Raw genomic sequence first — 17639 nt, forward strand, 5'->3', positions numbered from 1 at the left:
TGCAAAACGAATTATTTGCCGTCTGGGACCGTATCGCCTTCCCCTGCTTTCAGTGCACGCAACTGCCGAAAGCTCACGATGCGACCGGCAATCGCACTGGCCGCGACTGTCGACGGGCTCGCCAGCCAGACTTGCCCAGGCCCGGAGCGGCCTGGAAAATTGCGGTTGATCGCGCTTACCGTCACCTGGTCGGGGCGCTCGGAGACGCCGGGGCCGGCATTCACACAGGCACCACATCCGGGCTCGACCAGTTCGACACCCACGCGTTCGAACACGTCAAGCATTCCGCTCTCAACGCAGTAGTCCCGAACATCCTGGCTGCCGAACTGGAGAAAGAAACGTGTGCCGGGAGCGACCCGCATGCCGCGCCGCGCCGCCCATTCGAGCACGGCATGGTAATGTAAGAGATCCTCGCGCTTGCCGCCTGTGCATGAGCCGCCATAGGCGATATCGATCCCCACCGTCTCTGCCAGTTCCGATATGGCAACGCCGCGACCGGGATCGCCGGGCCTCGCCAGCATCGGCTCGAGGCTATCGCAATCGATTTCGATGAGGTGAGCCAGTTCGGCCCCTTCGTCGCTGCACATCCATGGCTCAAGCGGCAGATCGATGCCGCGGCGCTCCCTGACAAAGCGCTGCGTCTCCTCATCAGGCACGACGATTCCGCTGAAGCCGCCGATTTCCGCCACCATATTGGTCAGCGTCGCGCGCTCGTCGGTGGACAGGTTTGACAGCGCTTCGCCGCAATACTCGAACATTTGGCCGATCGCCCTTCCCTCGCGCACATAGGGCAAGCGCAAGAGGTGCAGGACGATATCTTTCGCCTCAACGCCGGCCGGAAGGCGGCCGCTCAGCCGCACACGGCATGTCCGCGGCACCTCGACACGCACCTCTCCCGTCAACCACGCGTTCGCCATTTCGGTCGTGCCGATGCCGAACGCCAAGGCGCCCAAGGCTCCGCAATGCGGCGTATGGGAATCCGTGCCGACGACCAACTGACCCGGCTTCACGTAACGCTCTGCCATGATCGAGTGGCTGATGCCTTCCGAACCGTCGCGGTCGGTAAGGTAGCCGTGCAGGCGCACCCCATACGTCTCGCAGAATTGCTGCTGCACCCTGGCCAATGCCTGCGCGGCTTCGAGCAGGCCGCGGGCGCGCCGCTCGGGCGCCATGCTCTGGTGGATGAAAGGCAAGTGATCACCGAAGCAGACGATGCTCGCACGATCATGCAGCGTGATCGGGTCGCCGCCCATTTCCCGCTCGAGAAAGCTGACGCACATCGGCGTTACGTATTCGTGCGCGTAGCGCCAGTCTGCCCGTGCGAAGACGGCGTCCCCGGGGCGAACCGCAGCCGAATTGCCGGCGATAGCGCGTGCGATGATCTTTTCGGCATAGGTCATCGGCCGCGATGCGGTGGTGCGCATGGCCGGCGACCATCCGTCTTTTCGCGCGCGCGCCAGCTTGAACAGCCCTCCGCGCCGAATGAGCTCGGCGGTGAGTTCGTCCTCTCCTTCGGTAAACTCGCTGACGGAAATGCTCTCGCCGCGGCGTATCCGTTCGATCAAGGCGAAATCGGTCGAGGTGTAGATGCCGAGATTACGGCAGTTCTGCCGGTAGATGCGCTCAAAACTTTCGGCGATCACCAGCCTGATGCCGGCGCACCATTCGGCATAGGGACTGGCCTCGCGCGACGAGCCCTTGCCGTAGCGGCGCCCGGCCACCGTCACGCCGAACCCGCCGGCCTTGACGCTGCCGGCAGACACCGGGAGGCGCTGACCGCATTTCAGACCGAGATAGGGATACTCCCCGAGCTTTTCGTCGTAATAATAGCAGATCGCGGCCGGGGTGATCTCGTCGGTCGACACGTCACTGCGCAGAGGCAGCGCCTCGGCCAGCGAGACGTCCGTCCCTTGCAACTGGCTTTCGACCACGTCGGCGTCTTCAGAGAGGAACAGGATGCGGCCGTCAAACCGGACCTGTCGAGCTGGTGCTGATGTCATAACGCATCTCTCATTCGGCAGTGATGCCGAGAGCGCGCACAAGTTCACCCCTCGCCTGATAGTCGACCTCGATCTGGCGCTTGAAAGCGTCCGGCGCGCCGCCAACGGCGATCATGCCCTGCTTGTCCAGCCAGCCGCGCATCGTCTCGGATGCAAGCACCTGGTTCACTTCCTTGTTCAGGGCATCAATCACCGGCTTTGGCGTGTTCTTCGGCAGCATGAGCCCGATGTAGCTGGTGATCTTGAAACTCGGAAAAGTCTCGCTGATCGACGGCACGTTGGGGAGCAGCGGGTCACGCCTCTCCGAGGTGACGCCCAGCACCTTGATCTTGCCTGCCGCCGCCAGCGGCTCGACCGCCGTGAACGCGCCGAACAGCATCGGTATCTGCCCGCCCAGGAGATCGTTCACGGCCACCGACGTTCCCTTGTAGGGAATGTGGGTCATGGTGAAGCCGCCGGCCTTCTGCAGCATCTCGCCGGCGTGGCGATGCGGCGTCGAGCTGCCAGGGCTGCCGAAACTCAAACTCTGCGACTTCTGCTTGCCCAGAGCGACCAGCTCGGCAACTGAATTGGCCGGCACGTTGTTGGCGACGGCAAGCAACAGCGGCGATGACGCGAGGTTGACGACCGGCTCCATCGCCTTCGAGAGGTCGAACTGGTTGCTGGTGGCGAGGTGCGGATCGATCGTCAGCATCGCATCCGTCACCATCAGGATCGTGTATCCGTCGGGCTCGGCGCGTGCGGCCGCCTGCGCCGCGATCATGCCGTTGGCGCCAGTCTTGTTCTCGATGACGACGGATACTTTGAGGTTCTCGCCGAGTTGCTTGCCTATGATCCGGGCCAGCGCGTCGGCCTGCCCGCCCGCGGAATAACCCACCAGGACTGTCATCGTTCGCGATGGATATGGCTGGGCCTTGGCAAACGGCATCATTGCAACCAAACCCATTGCGACGGCTGCCACACCGAGAATGCGAGCTTTCCCTCGAACCAGTTTGCCGGAAATCATACTCCGCCTCCTCCCTGACCGTGTTGCGTTGCGCGAAGGCGGGTTGACCGCTCTTGCCGTTCTTCTGTCTTGTTCACTGCTATGCGGGCACGCTCACAGCCGCGCTCAGAACGCGGGCCGAGCGCAGATCCGCAATCTCGCGTTCCGAATATCCGGCCGTCCGCAAAATTTCGTCGGTATGCTCACCGATGCGCGGCGGCTGGCGCTCGAGGCCGGGCCGTTCCTGCCCTTCGCCGAACTCGACCGGTAGCGCCGGGATTCCGACCAGCGGTCCCCCTCCGAGTCCAGATACGGCGGTCGCAAGCAATCCGCCATTGTCAAGCAGATGCGGATCGGTCGACAGTTCGTCGGGCCGGCCAACCCGCGAATAGGCCACCCGCGCCGCTTCGCATTTTGCCAGGATTTCGCCGAGCGGCATCCGCGCGATCCGCCGCTCCAACTCGGGCAGCATCCACTCGCGCGCTTCGCAACGGCTGGCGTTGCCTGCAAACCGGGGATCATCGCGCCAGTCGTCGAAGCCGAACGTTTCGCAGAAGCGCTGCCAGTGACCGTCCGAGGTGCAGCCGATGAAGACCTGACCGCCATCGGACGCGGTGAAAACATCATAGACACCCCAGGCATTCCTGCGTGCCGGCATCGGCGGCATCGGACCGCCGATGACCGCACTGCCGACGACGACGGCGCCAAGCATGAAGGTCGCGCTTTCAAACAGGGAGCTGGCGACCTTTTGCCCGACTCCCGTGACGTCGCGCTCGCGCAGCGCGGCCAGCGCAGCCACCACGCCAAATACGCCGCCGAGAATGTCGATCACGGGCGCGCCGGCGCGGAGTGGCCGGCCGGGCGGACCCGTCATGTAGGCGAGCCCGGACTGCATCTGCACGACTTCATCGAGCGCGCCGCGATTTTCGTACGGCCCTTTCAGGAAACCCTTCATCGAAAGGTAGACCAGATGTGGATTGACCTGGCGCAGGTCGTCCCAGCCGCATTTCAGCCGCTCGATGGTTCCCGGCCCGAAATTCTCCAGCACCACGTCAGCGTCCCTGACGAGCCGATGCACGATCGCCTGCCCCTCGGGCCGCTTCAGGTCGATCGCGATCGAGCGCTTGTTGCGATTATAGGTCGCGAAAAATCCGGCGGCAAAGCCCGGAAGGCGTCGCGTCGGATCGCCACCGGCAGGCTCAATCTTGATGACGTCGGCGCCGAGATCGGCAAACAGCACGCCCGCGCACGGCCCCATGATGGTGTGGCCGAAATCAAGCACCTTCAATCCCGCCAGGGGCCTCGACGCCGTCATCATGCAGCCCTTTTCCTGAATGCAGCCAGCGTTCCCGAACGCAGCGCGGCGCTCGGCAGGCGGTGTCCGACGATCCGCTCGGCGAGGCGCCCGGCCTCGATCAGCGCCTCGATGTCCAGGCCGGTGGCGATGCCCATCTCGTCACACAGCAGCGCTAGTTCCTCGGTGGCGATGTTGCCGGGCGCTCCGGGCTGGCCGGCGAACGGACAGCCGCCGAGTCCCGCCACCGCCGCATCGAACGCGGTCACACCGAGCCTCAGTCCTTCATAGGCGCATGCGATACCCTGCCCGCGCGTGTCATGCAGATGCAGAGCGATCCGCAAGTCCGGCCAGCGATCACGAACCGCGCCGACCGCAGCCGCGACCCGCCGGGGCGTCGCCCAGCCCATGGAATCCGCGAGCGCGACGTCCCGCACCTCAACATCGAATTCGCGTGCAACGGCAAGCCCGTCCGCCACCGTCTCCACGACCGCTGCGGGCGAGACGTCGCCGGCGAAATTACAGCCGAAGGCGGCCATGACGATGATCTTGGCGATCGGCACGCCGGCTTCCTGGTGCACCCGCACATATTTGCGCATGGCATCGAATTGTCCGGCGCGATCGCGGTTGAGATTCCTGATGGCGAAGGCTTCCGATGCGCTCAGCGAAATGAAACCGGCAAGGGTCAGCTTCCCCTTGAACGCGAGCGCGCGTCGCAATCCGCCCTCGTTGAACCACAGCGCCGAGTATTCGACGCCTTGCCGCGCAGTGAACCCCTCGACCACGGCCTCCGCGTCGGCCCAGCCCGGAACATGCTTGGCATTGACGAAGGAGGCGATCTGGATCCGGCGCAGGCCGCAATTGGAGAGCGCGTCGATCAGCGCGATCTTGTCCGCGGTCGCGATCGGGCCCGGCTCGATCTGAAAGCCTTCGCGCGGCCCCTCTTCGCTGATGACGACGCTGTTCGGCAGGTCCATGCGCCGCGGCTCCCCGGGGTGATCTTTTGTTGGTTGTGAGCTTGCCGCGTCCAGAGACATCTGACAAATATAATATCATGATCATTCTATTCTAATAATTAGATGGCGGAGCGATCACGGTGGCGTTGGGATTGCGGCAGATCAGATACTTCATCGCCATTGCCGACGCCGGCGTGCTGTCGAGGGCCGCGGAAACGCTCAACATTGCCCAGTCGGCGCTCAGCCATCACGTCGCCGCGCTCGAAAACGATCTCGGCGTAAAACTGCTCGAACGAAGGCCGCGCGGCATCGCGCTGACGGCGGCCGGACGCAGGCTCTACGAGCACGCCAGCGCTGTGTTGTCGGCGCTCGGCAAGGCGGAAGAGGATGTCCGGACCTTTAATGAGGCCGCGGCCGGTCCGGTCTACCTCGGCCTCAGCCATACCGGGATCTCCCTGGTCGCGCTCGATCTCATGAAGGCGGTCCGAACCAATGCTCCGGGCGTCTACCTGACAATCGTCGAAGCGCTGTCACCGGCGCTGACCGAGCGGGTGCTGTCGGGCACCGTCGATCTCGCGCTCGCCTACAATCCTCCCCGCGACGCCCGTCTGGATGTCGAGTTGCTGCTGGATGAAGATCTTTACCTCGTCGGACATCCGAGCCTGATCGGCCGATCGACCGGTCCGATCGCCTTCTCCGCGATTCCGCAACGAAGCGTACTCGGGTTGACGCCGATGCCGGCCTCGCGCGCCATCATCCAGACCCAGGTTCTACGCAATCAGGTCATTCCAAGCGAGACGCTCGAAGTCGATTCATTGCCGGCGCTGCGCATGGCGCTCGAGGCCGGCCTCGGCTGCGCCATTCTCTCCCGCGCCACCGTGCTCTCTGACCTTGCGGCGGAGAAATATCATGCGCGGCGCATCATCGATCCGCCGCTGACGCGCTCGCTTGGACTGATCGCGCTGGCGGACCGGCCGCAGACCAAGGCCTTCCTAGAGGTGCGCAAGACCGTGATCGAGGTCGTGCGCGCCGCCATCAGCGACAAGCGCTGGCCGGCAACGGAATACAGCCGGCGACGAAGCTCCCGTGCCGCCAAGGGGCGCAAAGCGGCAAAGCCACGGTGAAGCGGAAGGGCCGTCCGGGACCGGGTGGGCCGTCGGTGGCACGGGTTCCGCGCCCTTTTCGGGATTCTCCGTTCCTCCCCAATAGAACGAAACTTCGCCGACGACGTTGGTTTGTATGGGCACCGAGGCGCTTTTTTACGAGAACGCGAATGTCTGACTCACATCATTATTTCCTCGCTCACGCGCGCGAGGCGATCGGCAAGGCACGGCAGATGCCGCCCGGGCACGTCAAGAAGAGACAGCGCACGGTGGCGCGCGTCTATCACTTGCTCGCCAAGGAAGCCGCCTATGTACCCAACACTCACCACATCGACGATTTCAGACAAGCACGTGAACTCGAACGGTCGAACCGCAAGGAACTCAGCAACTGAAAACGGGTGCCCACATGCCGGAAACCAAAACCAGTCGGCAAATCTACGACGAGAGCATCAAAATTCGTCGGCAAGTCGATGACGGCCGACCGAGGCAATCTGAGGACGACATTCAGCGCGAGCAACTCGGACCGCGCGGGGTACCGGGACAGCCGGATCCCGCAATAATGGTCCCGCAGCGCAGGAAGAAGACCCCGTCGGATTTCGATCCCGGCCATACGGCGTGAGATCCACCGGCCCGACTGTGTCAGATCACGCTGCCGGGAATTGCGGGCGCCGAAGCGCCAATGATTGCGAAATCCGCTAGCGTTTTCCGGCGGATTGTCCCGCCGCCAGTTCCTGCGCCATCCCGACATGGTGTCGCAGCGCTGGAAGGGTCTTGCCCGCATGATTATTCTGCAACTGCCGCTTACAAATTCATCGCCGTGATGGATTTGCAGACATTGGCCTGAAGCCCGCCGGTTCTTAGAGAGATTCAATTCCAGCAAAGTTTTTTTTGTTCGCGGCGGCTGCTAGAGGCAGCCATCGCAAATGTTGTCTACATGGAAGTGAATCGAAGTGACTGTTAGCGCTGATTGCCGGCTCGTGGAGGACCATCGAAATCGAACCGAAAAGAGCTGTGCGCATCTGCTTATCGGCGCTGCATTCCTGCTGGCTGATTTCTCCGCTTCCACGACGGTCGCCAGCGCGCAATCGAGCGTTCCATTGCCGCCGGTGACGGTGGAATCGCCGACGCAAAGAAGCAAGCCCGCGCGCGCAACGGGGACATCCGCGCGGCGGACTCACGCTGCCGCAGCGCGCCAGCGAAATCGAAATGCTGCGCCTGCGGAGCCAACGCCGTCGGAGCGCGCCGCCGCTGCAGCAGCCGCGCAGTATGAAGCCAAGCTCGGCTATCGCGCGATGCCGAGCTCGACCACGCTGCGCACCGGCGCTTCCCCGCTCGACACCTCGCAATCAGTCAATATCGTACCCGAGCAGGTGATCAAGGATCAGCTGCCGCGCAATCTCGACGACGCACTCATCAATATCAGCGGCATCACCCAGACCAACACGCTCGCCGGCACCCAGGATGCCGTCATCAGGCGAGGCTTCGGCGACAACCGCGACGGCTCGATCATGCGCAACGGCATGCCGCTGGTTCAGGGCCGCAGCCTCAATCCCGCCGTCGAAAGCGTCGAGGTGCTGAAAGGACCGGCTTCGCTGCTGTACGGCATCATGGATCCCGGCGGCATCGTCAACACCATCAGCAAGCGTCCGGAACTCTACCAGCACGGCTCGATTTCGGTGCTGGGCTCGACCTTTGGTTCGAAACACGGCGCCGATGCGACCTTCGATATCACCGGCCCGATCGGCAAGGACGGTCTGGCCTATCGTTTCATCGCCTACGGCGTCAACGAGGACTACTGGCGCAATTTCGGCAATCGCCGCGAAACGCTGATCGCGCCGTCGCTGGCCTGGTATGGCGAAAACACCACGGTCCAGCTCAACTACGAGCACCGCGATTTCCTTTCTCCATTCGACCGCGGCACCGCGCTCGACTCCCGCACCAACAAGCCGCTTGCGATACCGGCGACACGCCGGCTCGACGAGCCTTACAACAACATGTGGGGGACGTCCGACCTGATGCAGGCCTCGATCGATCACCGGATCAACCAGGACTGGAAGCTGTACGCGGCCTACAGCTACAACACCGAAAGCTTCAGCGCCAATCAGCTACGCATCACCGCGGTCAATCCCGTCACCGGCATCATAACCCGCAGCAATGACGGCACCCGGGGTTCGCTCAGCAACGTCAGTTACGGCACGTCCTACCTGCAGGGCGGGTTCTGGCTCGGCGACATGCGCAACGACGTGCTGTTTGGTGGCGACGCCCAGTATCGCACGATTTACCGCAAGGACCTGATCCGGCAGGCCACCCCCAACGTGTTCAACATCTACAACCCGGTCTATGGCCTGCTGCAGCCGGGCACGACAGTTTCGGCCAGCGACAGCGACCAGACCGACAAGCTCGGCACAAGGGCGCTGTTTTTCCAGGACACGCTTCATTTGACCAACCGGCTCGCGCTGGTCGGCGGCATCCGATACATGGAATTCGAACAGCTGGCAGGGCGTGGACGCCCCTTCGTCGCGAACACCAATCTCAGCGGTGACAAGGTGCTGCCGCTCGGAGGCGCGATCCTCAAACTCACCGAAGAGATCTCCCTCTACGCGAGCTATACGCAGTCGCTGAAGCCGACTTCGACGATTGCGCCCCTCACCGGCGGTGTGGTGATCGGCTCCAACATCGCGCCCGAAGAAGGCATTTCGTGGGAGACCGGCGTCAAGTTCGACGTCAACAAGCGACTCTCCGGCACGCTGGCGCTTTATGACATCGACAAGAAGAACGTTCTGGTGTCGCAGCTCAACAGCGCCACCGGCGTGACCGAGTTTCGCACCGCCGGCAAGGTCCGGTCGCGCGGCGTCGAGCTAGACGTCACCGGAAAGCTGACCGACAGCTGGAGCATGATCGGCAGCTACGGCTATACCGACGCGCGGGTAACCGAGGACCCGGTCCTGACCGGCAAGGCGCTGCAGAACGTGGCGCTGAACACGGCCTCGCTCTATCTGGTCTACGACTTCGGCACGGCCCTGCCCGGCCGGCTCCGGGTCGGCGCCGGCGCGCATTATGTCGGCGACCGGCCCGGCGACGCAGCGAACACCTTCGTCCTGCCCTCCTATGTCGTCGCGGACGTGTTCGCGACTTACGAGACCAAATACCAGACCCTGCCCGTCATCTACCAACTCAACGTCAAGAACCTGTTCGACAACGTCTACTATCCCTCCGCGGTGAACAATCTGAACGTCGCCATGGGCGACGCGCGACGGGTATCGCTGTCGGCGACGGTGAAGTTCTGACAACAGGCGTTGCGTGTTCTACGGGCACGTGCGCGCAACATAGAATGATTACAAACTACGTATGTCCGCCCCGGGTAGCGGGGCGGACATCTCTTCGGTATTGTTCGGCAACGCTGTTTTGAACAGGCGGCGAATGCGACGAGCCCTGCCGATTCCGGCGCCAATCCCCGCGACATGTTTGTTCCATCCATGTTTTTTTCCGCCATGAGCACATACTCGATCAAGCCCGCGTTGTTGCAGGTCCATTCCGTCATTGGTCTTGCGATCTCGCTGGTGGTGGCCGTGGTCGGGATGTCAGGCGCGATGATGAGCTTCGAGGACGAGATCGGCGCCAGCCTCAATGCCGGCATCATGCGGGTCGAGGCCCGCTCCACGCCGATGCTGACGCCGGATGCGCTGGTGGCGCGGCTGCAGGCCGCCCAGGATTTAGGCAAGGTCTCGGCCGTGACGATGACGAGTGATCCGTCGGCGGCGGTGCGCATCCGCTTTGCCCGCAACGAAGGCGGCTCGCGGCCATCCTCGGTCTATGTCGATCCCTATGACGGCCGCCTGCTCGGCTCGCCGCGCGGCGAGGACTTTTTCGTCACGTTGCGCAAACTGCATCGCTGGCTGCTGTTGCCCGGCGACGGCAATGGCTACGGCCGGCCGATCAACGGCGCGGTCACGATCGGCCTGATCGTGCTCCTGATCTCCGGAATCGTGCTGCGATGGCCGCGCCGCGCCGGCAGCGTGAAAATATGGCTGAAGCCAAATCTGGCATTGCACGGCCGCGGCTTTCACCGCTCGCTGCACTCCGTCGTCGGCACCTGGGTGCTGGTGGCCTATCTGGTGATGGGGCTCAGTGGCCTCTGGTATTCGTTCGACTGGTTCAAGGACGGCGCCACCTGGCTGTTGTCGCGCCCCCCGGTCGCCGCAGCATCGATGCAAGCGAAGACGCAGCCGAAGATGCAGCCGAAATCGCCAAAGGGCACGGCCGCGACCGACACCGCCCCGATTGCGCTCGATCGCGTCTGGTCGACCTTCCTGCATGAACGGGACGGCCGCTTCACGACGGCCCTGCTGACGCTGCCGGCCGGTACGGGGACGGTCGTGCGGATCCGCGCCCGGGCGCCCGATGCCTCGCAGGATGCTGCGCGCGACGAATTCCGCATCGATGCCGTCACCGGCCGGCTGGTGTCGGCGGAGATCTACGCGGACAAATCGGCCGGCGAGAAAATCCTGGTAAGAATGTTCGATATCCACCGCGGCAGCATCTTCGGAGGATGGCCGGGCAAGCTCGTGTTCATGCTGGCCGCGGCCCTGATGCCGTTATTCGTGGTCACCGGCTTGTTGCTGTATCTTTCGCGCCGAAAGCATCGGCGTGCATCGCCGCCGGCGCTCGGGAGCCTGGTTCCAGGCGAATGAGGCGCCGCGCAGGCTTATGCACAGCTCGCCCGGATATTTTTGGCACACACTCACCGCATCGTCGCGAGCTGGACCGCCAGCGCGCACGCCTTGTCGTACTCGTCGAGATTGATCCACTCGTCGATCGTGTGCGGCTCGTTCTGACCCGCGCCGAAGGTCACCGTCGGAATGCCGTGGCGAACCATCCAGTTGGCATCCAGTCCGCCATTGGCGGCGCGGATGGCCGGCGTTGCGCCGATGCCGGACACGGCCTCGATCGCGCGCTTGACCACGGGCAGGCTCTCTTTCATGCGGAACGGATAATAGTCGGTCTCGGCCTTGAACTTGACGCGGCCTGATTTGCCGTCGCTGTTCTTCACGCTCTTTGCGGCTTTCTCGAACGCCGCCTTGTAGGCTTTCGTGATCTCCTTGAAGAACTTGCTGTCGTGGCTGCGGCTTTCGCCGCGCACATGCACATAATCGGTGACGACATTGGTGGCGTCGCCGGCCGGCCTTCCCTCGCCGCCGGTGACGGGGCCGACATTGCTGGTGCCCTGCAGCTTGCGCTTCACCACCTTGCCGAACCAGCCGCCGGCTTTCACGTCGGCGAGCGCCAGCGCCAGGATCATGGTCGAACTGATTCCGCGCTCGGGCGCGACGCCGGCGTGGGAGGCGCGGCCGAAAATCTCGACCTGCCAACGATCCGCACCGACGGCCCCGATCGTGACATTGGAGGCCGAGCCGCCGTCATAGTTGAAGGCCATGACCGGCGAGCCGAGTTCGTCGGTCTTGACGTGGCGCGCGCCATAGAGCCCGCTCTCCTCGCGCACGCAGAACAGCAGCGTGATCGGCGGATGATCGAGATTCTGCTTGGCAAGCTCGGCCGCCAGCGTGACGAGAACGCCGCAGCCGGCGCGGTTGTCGCCGCCGAGCGCGGTCTTCGCGTCATTGACGATTCTGCGCCCCGCCAGTTTTGGCTTGGCGCCAGCGCACAGCGGCACGGTGTCCATGTGGGTCATGAACATGATCCGCGGCTGGTTATGCATCGCGCCGCGGCCGGGCAGATCGACAATGAGATTGCCGGTCTCCGTCGGCACGGGAATGCGAGTGTTGGCATCGTCGAGGCGGATCGCGCTCGCCGGCACGCCACTTTCCTGCAGCGCCGCGCTGAGCTCGCGTCCGATCGCGGCCTCCTTTCCGGTCACGCCCTCGACAGCGAGGAAGCGCATGAGGCGGTCGGTGGCGGTTTTGACGTCGACTTGCATGGTGGGTTTCCTGATGAGGCGCTGCGGACCTCGTGAGCATCGTTCGGGACGGCCAGCTGCACAAGGCTACTTGGGATCAGGACTGGCATGCGGACGCCACTGTGCTCGTGGCGGCGGTCACGGTCCTTCAGCGAGACACCTGTTCAAATCCTGGGCGTACGCGGCGGTGACCTCTTTGTTCGGAGAGCCGGGGTTAAGGACCTTACGCGCATTGATCCAGTCGGCTTTGTTTGCAGAAAAGAAATCGGACAGCTTCCACCTCGTATAAAGGCCCTTCAAAAGCCCCTCGATCAGAAATCGGCGAGAATACTCCGGATTAAGGGCCTCATCCGGCTTATCATAAAGCAAACTTCCGGTCCCCAGAAGCTTGTCTGCCTTGCGATAGTTTTCCGGCAGAGTGAGCTGTGAATACCCTCTCCCATAGTATCGACGGCCGTTGCTGTGGGGCAGCGCGTAATTGGGTTTTGGCGGCCTGCCCCGAGCTCTGGCATATTTGGCAAGCACTCGAGCTATCGCAGCCTCCCGGCACTCCTCGTCCAAGCCACATCTCGGAGCCTCGCGAATAGGTGCAAGGCGGCCATGCGTCTCTCGATAAGCGGTCGCGATGATGTAAGCGAGCTGCCGCTTGTCCTCGTTGCCAACTCTTTCCCAATGATCGAACAAAAAATTGATGGTTCTGATGTGCTGGTCCTTCAGCTTGCGCTTCCCAAGGTCTATCAGAACACCATCCCTTTTTTCGTAATCCGTGATCTGAGCGCAGCTCTTGAAAAACGCCGCGCGATCGGGCCTGAAAGTCTGAGCCGAGGCGTGGCTGGCGATGACCAAGGCGATCGCTGCCAATATGAGTGGCATAGTTCTGTTATTGCGTGTTCTTTGGATCGACGGGGTTGACGCCCAAATCAGAAATGCTTGCGAAAGAAAAATCGAGCTAACCGCAAGGTAAATCATCGCCGCTACGGCCGACTGAACGAGCGGCAGTCCATTAGCAACGGCCCCCGTGAAACTTTTGAAGAACTTACGTGGGCAAAGGGTATTTCCCGCGGTTGGTCGAGAAAGTGCCCAGCAGTCAAAAGCTATCGGTCGATCAACCCGGATTAAGTGCCACTTCATGAAATCAACTGCCGGCTAGGATCGAGCCTGAAGAAGCACAAACCATTCTTGCTTGTTCAGATTGCAATTGGGCGCATAACTACCCCTCTTGTCTGGATTGTACGCCTCACATTCTGGGGTGCCTTGACTTGAAGATAGAAAATACTGTTCCGTGAGATTAAGAGTTTTTCGCGTTACCGAATTTTGTACGTTTCCTCCAATGACAACGACTTTCTTCGCTGCATTGTTAATGTCTACGACAATGTCGCAATGAGTTCGCTTGATGACGGGCGTTCTGTTTGTAAGCTCTCGGAAAACAGATCTGAAGAGTGATTTTTCCGGCTGCACATACGGGTCTTCTGTTTTTGCTACATGCCTGTGATAACAATAGAGATCACCGACACGTGGCTTGGTAATCGTGGGATCGCACGCACGATAGTAATTTCTTCCTGATCCCACCCCGACATCCTTGAGCGACTGCTGTACCGCCTCTCGGATGTATGTAACGTGCCCCGCTGTGGCTGTGAATCCTGATACCTCAGCCATTTTCATCACATGCGATATGAACACAGCGGACCATGGCACATCGCTCAGGCTCGCTCGCACCAGACTTTGAGCAATCGCCGCTTTCACACGGTCGGCGTTAGGTACTCTTGAAAAGTCTACCCCGTTTTGAATGGCATCCAACAGAACACTCAACTTAATTTCAGAACGAGGAAGCCTGGCGGGAGGCGTTGGGTCCAATGCTCCGCGATAATACCAGACCGACAGTCGCTCATGCGCTGCGGCCAATGTGTTGGTGCCTGACACGGACTCCCAGTGAGACAGTACCTGCCGCCAAGGAAGCTGTTCGAGTTCAATGGTCCGGTCGATCTCCTGATCGCTCTCAGTCTCTGCATGACCAAAAAACTCCATACGACCGGTATGATCAACGCGGTTACCAACAAACGTCTCATGCTGCTTGATGGCGACATCTCTGATTTTGCGCGCGAACTCCGAATGTGTTTGCGTTGGATGATAGGAGATCGGTTGTCGCGACCGGCACTTGGTCGACAAATCATCTAGTTGCTTGTCTGTCACACCTTGAGCAAGCGCTGCGGGTGCAACAAGACAAAAAACCACGCCAAGTAGCAACATTCGCAAATTCATGAAATGATTCCCTAATAGCAAAAAACAACAGATACAAGCTGCGGCTGTACCCGGGAGTCAAGGGTACCGGACCGTGAACCGCGAGCGGGCGGGACTATATCTTGAGGCAGCAGGATCCGGCGCTAGATGGAGGTGTCCAGATCGGCCACCGCCGGACGCGAGACGACGTAGGCGGCGCAAGCCAAAAAACCCGCCGCCACGGCCAGGGCGAGCGGCACTGACGGCGCGAAAGTGTAACAGAAGACAGCGAACCCGAACGCCATCCCCGCGCAAGCCATGATCTTGGCGGTGCGCGGGATAGCTCCGGCGGCGCGCCAATCGCGCAACGGCTTGCCCAGTGTCGGATGCTCGAGCAGCCAGGCCTCGAAACGCGGCGAGGAGCGCGCGAAACACGCCGCCGCCACGATCAGAAAAACCGCCCCCGGCATCAGCGGCATCACAAGGCCGATCACGCCGAGCGCGACCATCACCCAGCCCAGGCAAAAATAGATGATGCGCATCAGACCTGCCGCCGCCTGGCTCTCTGTTCAAGCAAGGATTGCTCGTCAGCTAAGGGGTGATCGCTCCCGGCTGACGCCATGCCTGGTATCGGTTTCTTCACGGCGGGAAATGAAATGGAGCGGGTGAAGGGAATCGAACCCTCGTATTCAGCTTGGAAGGCTGCTGCTCTACCATTGAGCTACACCCGCGTTGGGCGATCAACTAACACGCCATGCGGGCGGCCTCAACCACCCAGGAACCCGCAGGGAAACCGCCGGGAAACCGCCAAACGACGCCCGGCCGCCCGGCAAACTGGCTCGGTTCCGGCCAAAATCCGTGCCGGTCCGCCCCTTAACAGCGACAGATTCGCTGCCTATACTCTTATTTCCACAAACAACGAAAGGAGGTGATCCAGTGTCTCTTACCAAGCGCTGTCACCTCGCTGGGATCGCCCGCTAGGCTCTCGCACTTAGAGGCCTGGCAACGGGGCGCTCTCAGCCCTGGACCAGCGAGTTCAAGAGTTGGGGCGCGGCGGGAGGAATCCCGCCGCGCCTTTTTGGTTGTGGGCGCGGAATTGTGGCAACTCGCGACCAGAGCAATTCATCTGCACACAAGGAATTTTCGAAACACCCAACCGATCGGCCGGGAAGCGGCATTCGAAATATAGGCCCATTGTTTTCCGTCTTCGGTTGTCTGGTCCGAAATCCGAATGCGCTCGCCATTGGCGATCTTGCCGACGATTTTTCCGTTCGGCGATGTCCGGATGTTGAGGGGCGTGCCGGTCGGATCGGCGACGATGCACGTATTGCGATGCTGATCCGCTCCGCTCGACTGCAACTCCTGCCGTGTGCCGGAAAGTGCTTTTTCATCATTGCCGATGGTGCCGCCAGCATTGCCGGATTGCGCAAGGGCCGCCGCGACGCAGCCGGCGCTCACGAACGTGCCAAGCAAGACGATCTTCAGCACGGCACGTCTGGCGCTACGGCGAACGCTGCCCCCATCTCTTCCTCCATCGCTGGCGGCATTGTTCCGCAAGCCCGGGACGAGAGCAATAGGGCCGGGCTGTTCGATTCAGAGGTTCAGAAGCTTTTGAGCCGACGGCTCACGCCATCCGGCGCTGCCGGATTCTTTCCCATACCGAGGCCAATGCGATCGCCATGCCGGTGATCCAGGGAAGTACGGCGCCGTATTCCTTGACGCTGAGCAGCAGCGCCAGAATGCTCGTCACCAGCGTGAGCATCTTCGCCATTCCGCCCTGCCCGAACAGCGACACCAGAAACGGCAGGAACAGGATGAAGAGCGCGCCCAGGGTGACGTCGGCCATTGGGGGTGGTCTCGCTAACGCGAAGGCCGGTCAGAAGCCGCAGAGATTGACCGATCGCGGACGCGCGCCGCGGCGGCTTTCGACAATGTTCTCGCCGCCATTGGTGGCCGAACTGCCGTAATAGCGGTGATGGCCGGAGACATCGTGCCAATCGCCGGGCTGCGTCGATGCGGGCGACGCCGAATGGGACCGGGTGGCGTCACTGATGATCGAGGCTGGCTTGCGTTGCATGACCGTCTCCGTGGATGATGCGCAGTTGCTGCGTTCTATTCATCAGTCGTTAACCTGCCGCCGCGCGTTCAAGCACCGCGCCCCTATATCGTGTTTCCGGAATGTTTCGTGACCTGCCTCACCCGGCGATCGTCCGACACTTTGCTGAAACGGAATTGTCGAGACAGGCTTTTGCCAAACGTCCGCGCAGGTTCACGCACTTCGCTCGAAAACGCTTTAGCCAAGGAGATATCGATGCTTTACGCCATTCTGGCCTACCACGTGGAAGCCGAGGTGATGTCCTGGACGCCGGCGGAGGACGCCGCCCTGATGACCGAGTTGCTTGGGGTTCATGACCGGCTCAACGAACAGAAATTGTTGGGGCCGTCGGCGCGGCTGGGGGCGACGGGCAAGGCCCGCACCTTGCGAGGACCGGGCGCCGGGGTCGTGATCGACGGGCCGTTTGCCGAAACCAAGGAGCAGTTGCTGGGACTTTATGTCGTGGACTGCGCCGATGCCGACGCCGCGATCGCGGTGGCCCGCGACCTGCGCAAGGTCAATCCGACCGCGGTCTACGAGATCCGCCCGATCGCCCTCTATATTCCCGGCAAGCCGTTCCCGACCACGGAGGCGCCTGATGGTATCGCCTAGGGCTACGACGCTCAGGGCTGGAGTTTTGGCGGTCCGGTCAACCGGCGAATCACATCGCTGGCAAGCCTTACAACGCCGGAAATCACTGCCCCGATCAGCTCCAGAACGGCGCTCACGAACTCAAGCAGGCCGAGGAAATCAAACGACGGCACCGGATATCGGGTTCTCGTGATTTGCAACGATGGCGCCTACTTCCTTAGGCATCGTCTCTCCGTCGTCACCCATCTGACGTCCATCGGTGTTGACGTGACGGTCATTGCCGGCGGCAATCAAATTGCCGAAAACCGCATTCAGCGCTGGAAATACATTCACGTACCCATCGAGCGCTTCAAATTCGATCCGCTCGGCGATGCGGCGCTGATGATCCGGACCGCGCGAACGATCCGCTCGTTCAAGCCGCACGCCGTGCATCTTGTCACGCTCAAGCCCGCCATTTTTCCGGATTTGTGTCGATCGCCTCGCG

General features: G+C 61.9%; 17 protein-coding genes and 1 tRNA gene. 5 read left to right on the forward strand and 13 right to left on the reverse strand.

From position 1 onward, the window contains the following. Positions 1-11: 11 nt before the first annotated feature. From JQ597_RS12255 to JQ597_RS12270, 4 genes are all read right to left on the reverse strand, one after another. Positions 12-2000, reverse strand: a complete 1989-nt coding sequence (locus JQ597_RS12255; protein WP_212264408.1) for an aconitase family protein — start codon at positions 1998-2000, stop codon at positions 12-14. Between the two features lie 10 nt (positions 2001-2010). After that, a complete protein-coding gene (locus JQ597_RS12260) occupies positions 2011-3006 on the reverse strand; it encodes a Bug family tripartite tricarboxylate transporter substrate binding protein (RefSeq protein WP_212264409.1) in 996 nt (331 codons plus the stop codon). A gap of 79 nt (positions 3007-3085) precedes the next feature. Further along, positions 3086-4303, reverse strand: a complete 1218-nt coding sequence (locus JQ597_RS12265; protein WP_249147726.1) for a CaiB/BaiF CoA transferase family protein — start codon at positions 4301-4303, stop codon at positions 3086-3088. Beyond that, the gene (locus JQ597_RS12270; RefSeq protein ID WP_212264410.1) at positions 4300-5256 is read right to left on the reverse strand and encodes a hydroxymethylglutaryl-CoA lyase; all 957 of its coding nucleotides are present in this window, start codon (positions 5254-5256) and stop codon (positions 4300-4302) included. Before JQ597_RS12270 ends, JQ597_RS12265 begins: the two co-directional genes overlap by 4 nt. 119 nt (positions 5257-5375) lie before the next feature. Here JQ597_RS12270 and JQ597_RS12275 point away from each other — a divergent pair, with 119 nt between their 5' ends. The 4 genes from JQ597_RS12275 to JQ597_RS12290 all read left to right on the forward strand — a co-directional run bounded on the left by JQ597_RS12275 (position 5376) and on the right by JQ597_RS12290 (position 11029). Further along, positions 5376-6359: a LysR family transcriptional regulator gene (locus JQ597_RS12275; protein ID WP_212264411.1), complete on the forward strand. Its 984-nt coding sequence runs from the start codon at positions 5376-5378 to the stop codon at positions 6357-6359. A gap of 149 nt (positions 6360-6508) precedes the next feature. After that, a complete protein-coding gene (locus tag JQ597_RS12280; RefSeq protein ID WP_212264412.1) occupies positions 6509-6730 on the forward strand; it encodes a hypothetical protein in 222 nt (73 codons plus the stop codon). A 558-nt stretch (positions 6731-7288) separates the two neighbouring features. Next, entirely contained in the window at positions 7289-9625 is a 2337-nt protein-coding gene (locus JQ597_RS12285) for a TonB-dependent siderophore receptor (protein WP_349628812.1), read from the forward strand. Between the two features lie 204 nt (positions 9626-9829). Then, positions 9830-11029 carry a PepSY-associated TM helix domain-containing protein gene (locus JQ597_RS12290; RefSeq protein ID WP_212264413.1) on the forward strand — a complete coding sequence of 400 codons (1200 nt, stop codon included), beginning with the start codon at positions 9830-9832 and terminating at the stop codon, positions 11027-11029. A gap of 50 nt (positions 11030-11079) precedes the next feature. Here JQ597_RS12290 and JQ597_RS12295 read toward each other — a convergent pair whose 3' ends face one another. The 8 genes from JQ597_RS12295 to JQ597_RS12330 all read right to left on the reverse strand — a co-directional run bounded on the left by JQ597_RS12295 (position 11080) and on the right by JQ597_RS12330 (position 16546). Continuing rightward, a complete protein-coding gene (locus JQ597_RS12295) occupies positions 11080-12273 on the reverse strand; it encodes a M20/M25/M40 family metallo-hydrolase (protein WP_212264414.1) in 1194 nt (397 codons plus the stop codon). A gap of 117 nt (positions 12274-12390) precedes the next feature. Continuing rightward, positions 12391-13383 (reverse strand): lysozyme family protein, encoded by a 993-nt coding sequence (locus tag JQ597_RS12300; RefSeq protein WP_212264415.1) that lies wholly within the window; start codon positions 13381-13383, stop codon positions 12391-12393. A gap of 15 nt (positions 13384-13398) precedes the next feature. Further along, positions 13399-14511 (reverse strand): DUF2272 domain-containing protein, encoded by a 1113-nt coding sequence (locus JQ597_RS12305; RefSeq protein WP_212264416.1) that lies wholly within the window; start codon positions 14509-14511, stop codon positions 13399-13401. Between the two features lie 122 nt (positions 14512-14633). Beyond that, on the reverse strand, positions 14634-15011 hold the full coding sequence (locus JQ597_RS12310) for a YbaN family protein (protein WP_212264417.1): 378 nt from the start codon (positions 15009-15011) through the stop codon (positions 14634-14636). 115 nt (positions 15012-15126) lie between these two features. Beyond that, a tRNA-Gly gene (locus JQ597_RS12315) sits at positions 15127-15200 on the reverse strand. A 391-nt stretch (positions 15201-15591) separates the two neighbouring features. Further along, positions 15592-15957 carry an SH3 domain-containing protein gene (locus JQ597_RS12320; RefSeq protein WP_212264418.1) on the reverse strand — a complete coding sequence of 122 codons (366 nt, stop codon included), beginning with the start codon at positions 15955-15957 and terminating at the stop codon, positions 15592-15594. Between the two features lie 136 nt (positions 15958-16093). Then, on the reverse strand, positions 16094-16315 hold the full coding sequence (locus tag JQ597_RS12325; protein ID WP_212264419.1) for a hypothetical protein: 222 nt from the start codon (positions 16313-16315) through the stop codon (positions 16094-16096). Between the two features lie 30 nt (positions 16316-16345). Then, positions 16346-16546 (reverse strand): hypothetical protein, encoded by a 201-nt coding sequence (locus tag JQ597_RS12330; protein WP_249119398.1) that lies wholly within the window; start codon positions 16544-16546, stop codon positions 16346-16348. A gap of 234 nt (positions 16547-16780) precedes the next feature. Here JQ597_RS12330 and JQ597_RS12335 point away from each other — a divergent pair, with 234 nt between their 5' ends. Then, entirely contained in the window at positions 16781-17176 is a 396-nt protein-coding gene (locus tag JQ597_RS12335) for a YciI family protein (protein WP_212264420.1), read from the forward strand. A gap of 138 nt (positions 17177-17314) precedes the next feature. On the opposite strand, the gene JQ597_RS37610 is transcribed toward JQ597_RS12335, so the two are convergent. Then, a complete protein-coding gene (locus JQ597_RS37610; protein ID WP_249147728.1) occupies positions 17315-17587 on the reverse strand; it encodes a hypothetical protein in 273 nt (90 codons plus the stop codon). Positions 17588-17639 lie beyond the last annotated feature (52 nt).

This window comes from Bradyrhizobium sp. AUGA SZCCT0177 (assembly GCF_018130125.1).
In the GTDB taxonomy this organism is placed as follows: domain Bacteria; phylum Pseudomonadota; class Alphaproteobacteria; order Rhizobiales; family Xanthobacteraceae; genus Bradyrhizobium.

What these genes read in the sequence shown, in the direction of transcription:
- JQ597_RS12255 (WP_212264408.1), bottom strand. Translation starts at nt 2,000, where the DNA reads ATGACATCAGCACCAGCTCGACAGGTCCGGTTTGACGGCCGCATCCTG.
- JQ597_RS12260 (WP_212264409.1), bottom strand. Translation starts at nt 3,006, where the DNA reads ATGATTTCCGGCAAACTGGTTCGAGGGAAAGCTCGCATTCTCGGTGTG.
- JQ597_RS12265 (WP_249147726.1), bottom strand. Translation starts at nt 4,303, where the DNA reads ATGATGACGGCGTCGAGGCCCCTGGCGGGATTGAAGGTGCTTGATTTC.
- JQ597_RS12270 (WP_212264410.1), bottom strand. Translation starts at nt 5,256, where the DNA reads ATGGACCTGCCGAACAGCGTCGTCATCAGCGAAGAGGGGCCGCGCGAA.
- JQ597_RS12280 (WP_212264412.1), top strand. Translation starts at nt 6,509, where the DNA reads ATGTCTGACTCACATCATTATTTCCTCGCTCACGCGCGCGAGGCGATC.
- JQ597_RS12290 (WP_212264413.1), top strand. Translation starts at nt 9,830, where the DNA reads ATGAGCACATACTCGATCAAGCCCGCGTTGTTGCAGGTCCATTCCGTC.
- JQ597_RS12295 (WP_212264414.1), bottom strand. Translation starts at nt 12,273, where the DNA reads ATGCAAGTCGACGTCAAAACCGCCACCGACCGCCTCATGCGCTTCCTC.
- JQ597_RS12300 (WP_212264415.1), bottom strand. Translation starts at nt 13,383, where the DNA reads ATGAAGTGGCACTTAATCCGGGTTGATCGACCGATAGCTTTTGACTGC.
- JQ597_RS12305 (WP_212264416.1), bottom strand. Translation starts at nt 14,511, where the DNA reads ATGAATTTGCGAATGTTGCTACTTGGCGTGGTTTTTTGTCTTGTTGCA.
- JQ597_RS12310 (WP_212264417.1), bottom strand. Translation starts at nt 15,011, where the DNA reads ATGCGCATCATCTATTTTTGCCTGGGCTGGGTGATGGTCGCGCTCGGC.
- JQ597_RS12325 (WP_212264419.1), bottom strand. Translation starts at nt 16,315, where the DNA reads ATGGCCGACGTCACCCTGGGCGCGCTCTTCATCCTGTTCCTGCCGTTT.
- JQ597_RS12330 (WP_249119398.1), bottom strand. Translation starts at nt 16,546, where the DNA reads ATGCAACGCAAGCCAGCCTCGATCATCAGTGACGCCACCCGGTCCCAT.
- JQ597_RS12335 (WP_212264420.1), top strand. Translation starts at nt 16,781, where the DNA reads ATGCTTTACGCCATTCTGGCCTACCACGTGGAAGCCGAGGTGATGTCC.
- JQ597_RS37610 (WP_249147728.1), bottom strand. Translation starts at nt 17,587, where the DNA reads ATGCACGGCGTGCGGCTTGAACGAGCGGATCGTTCGCGCGGTCCGGAT.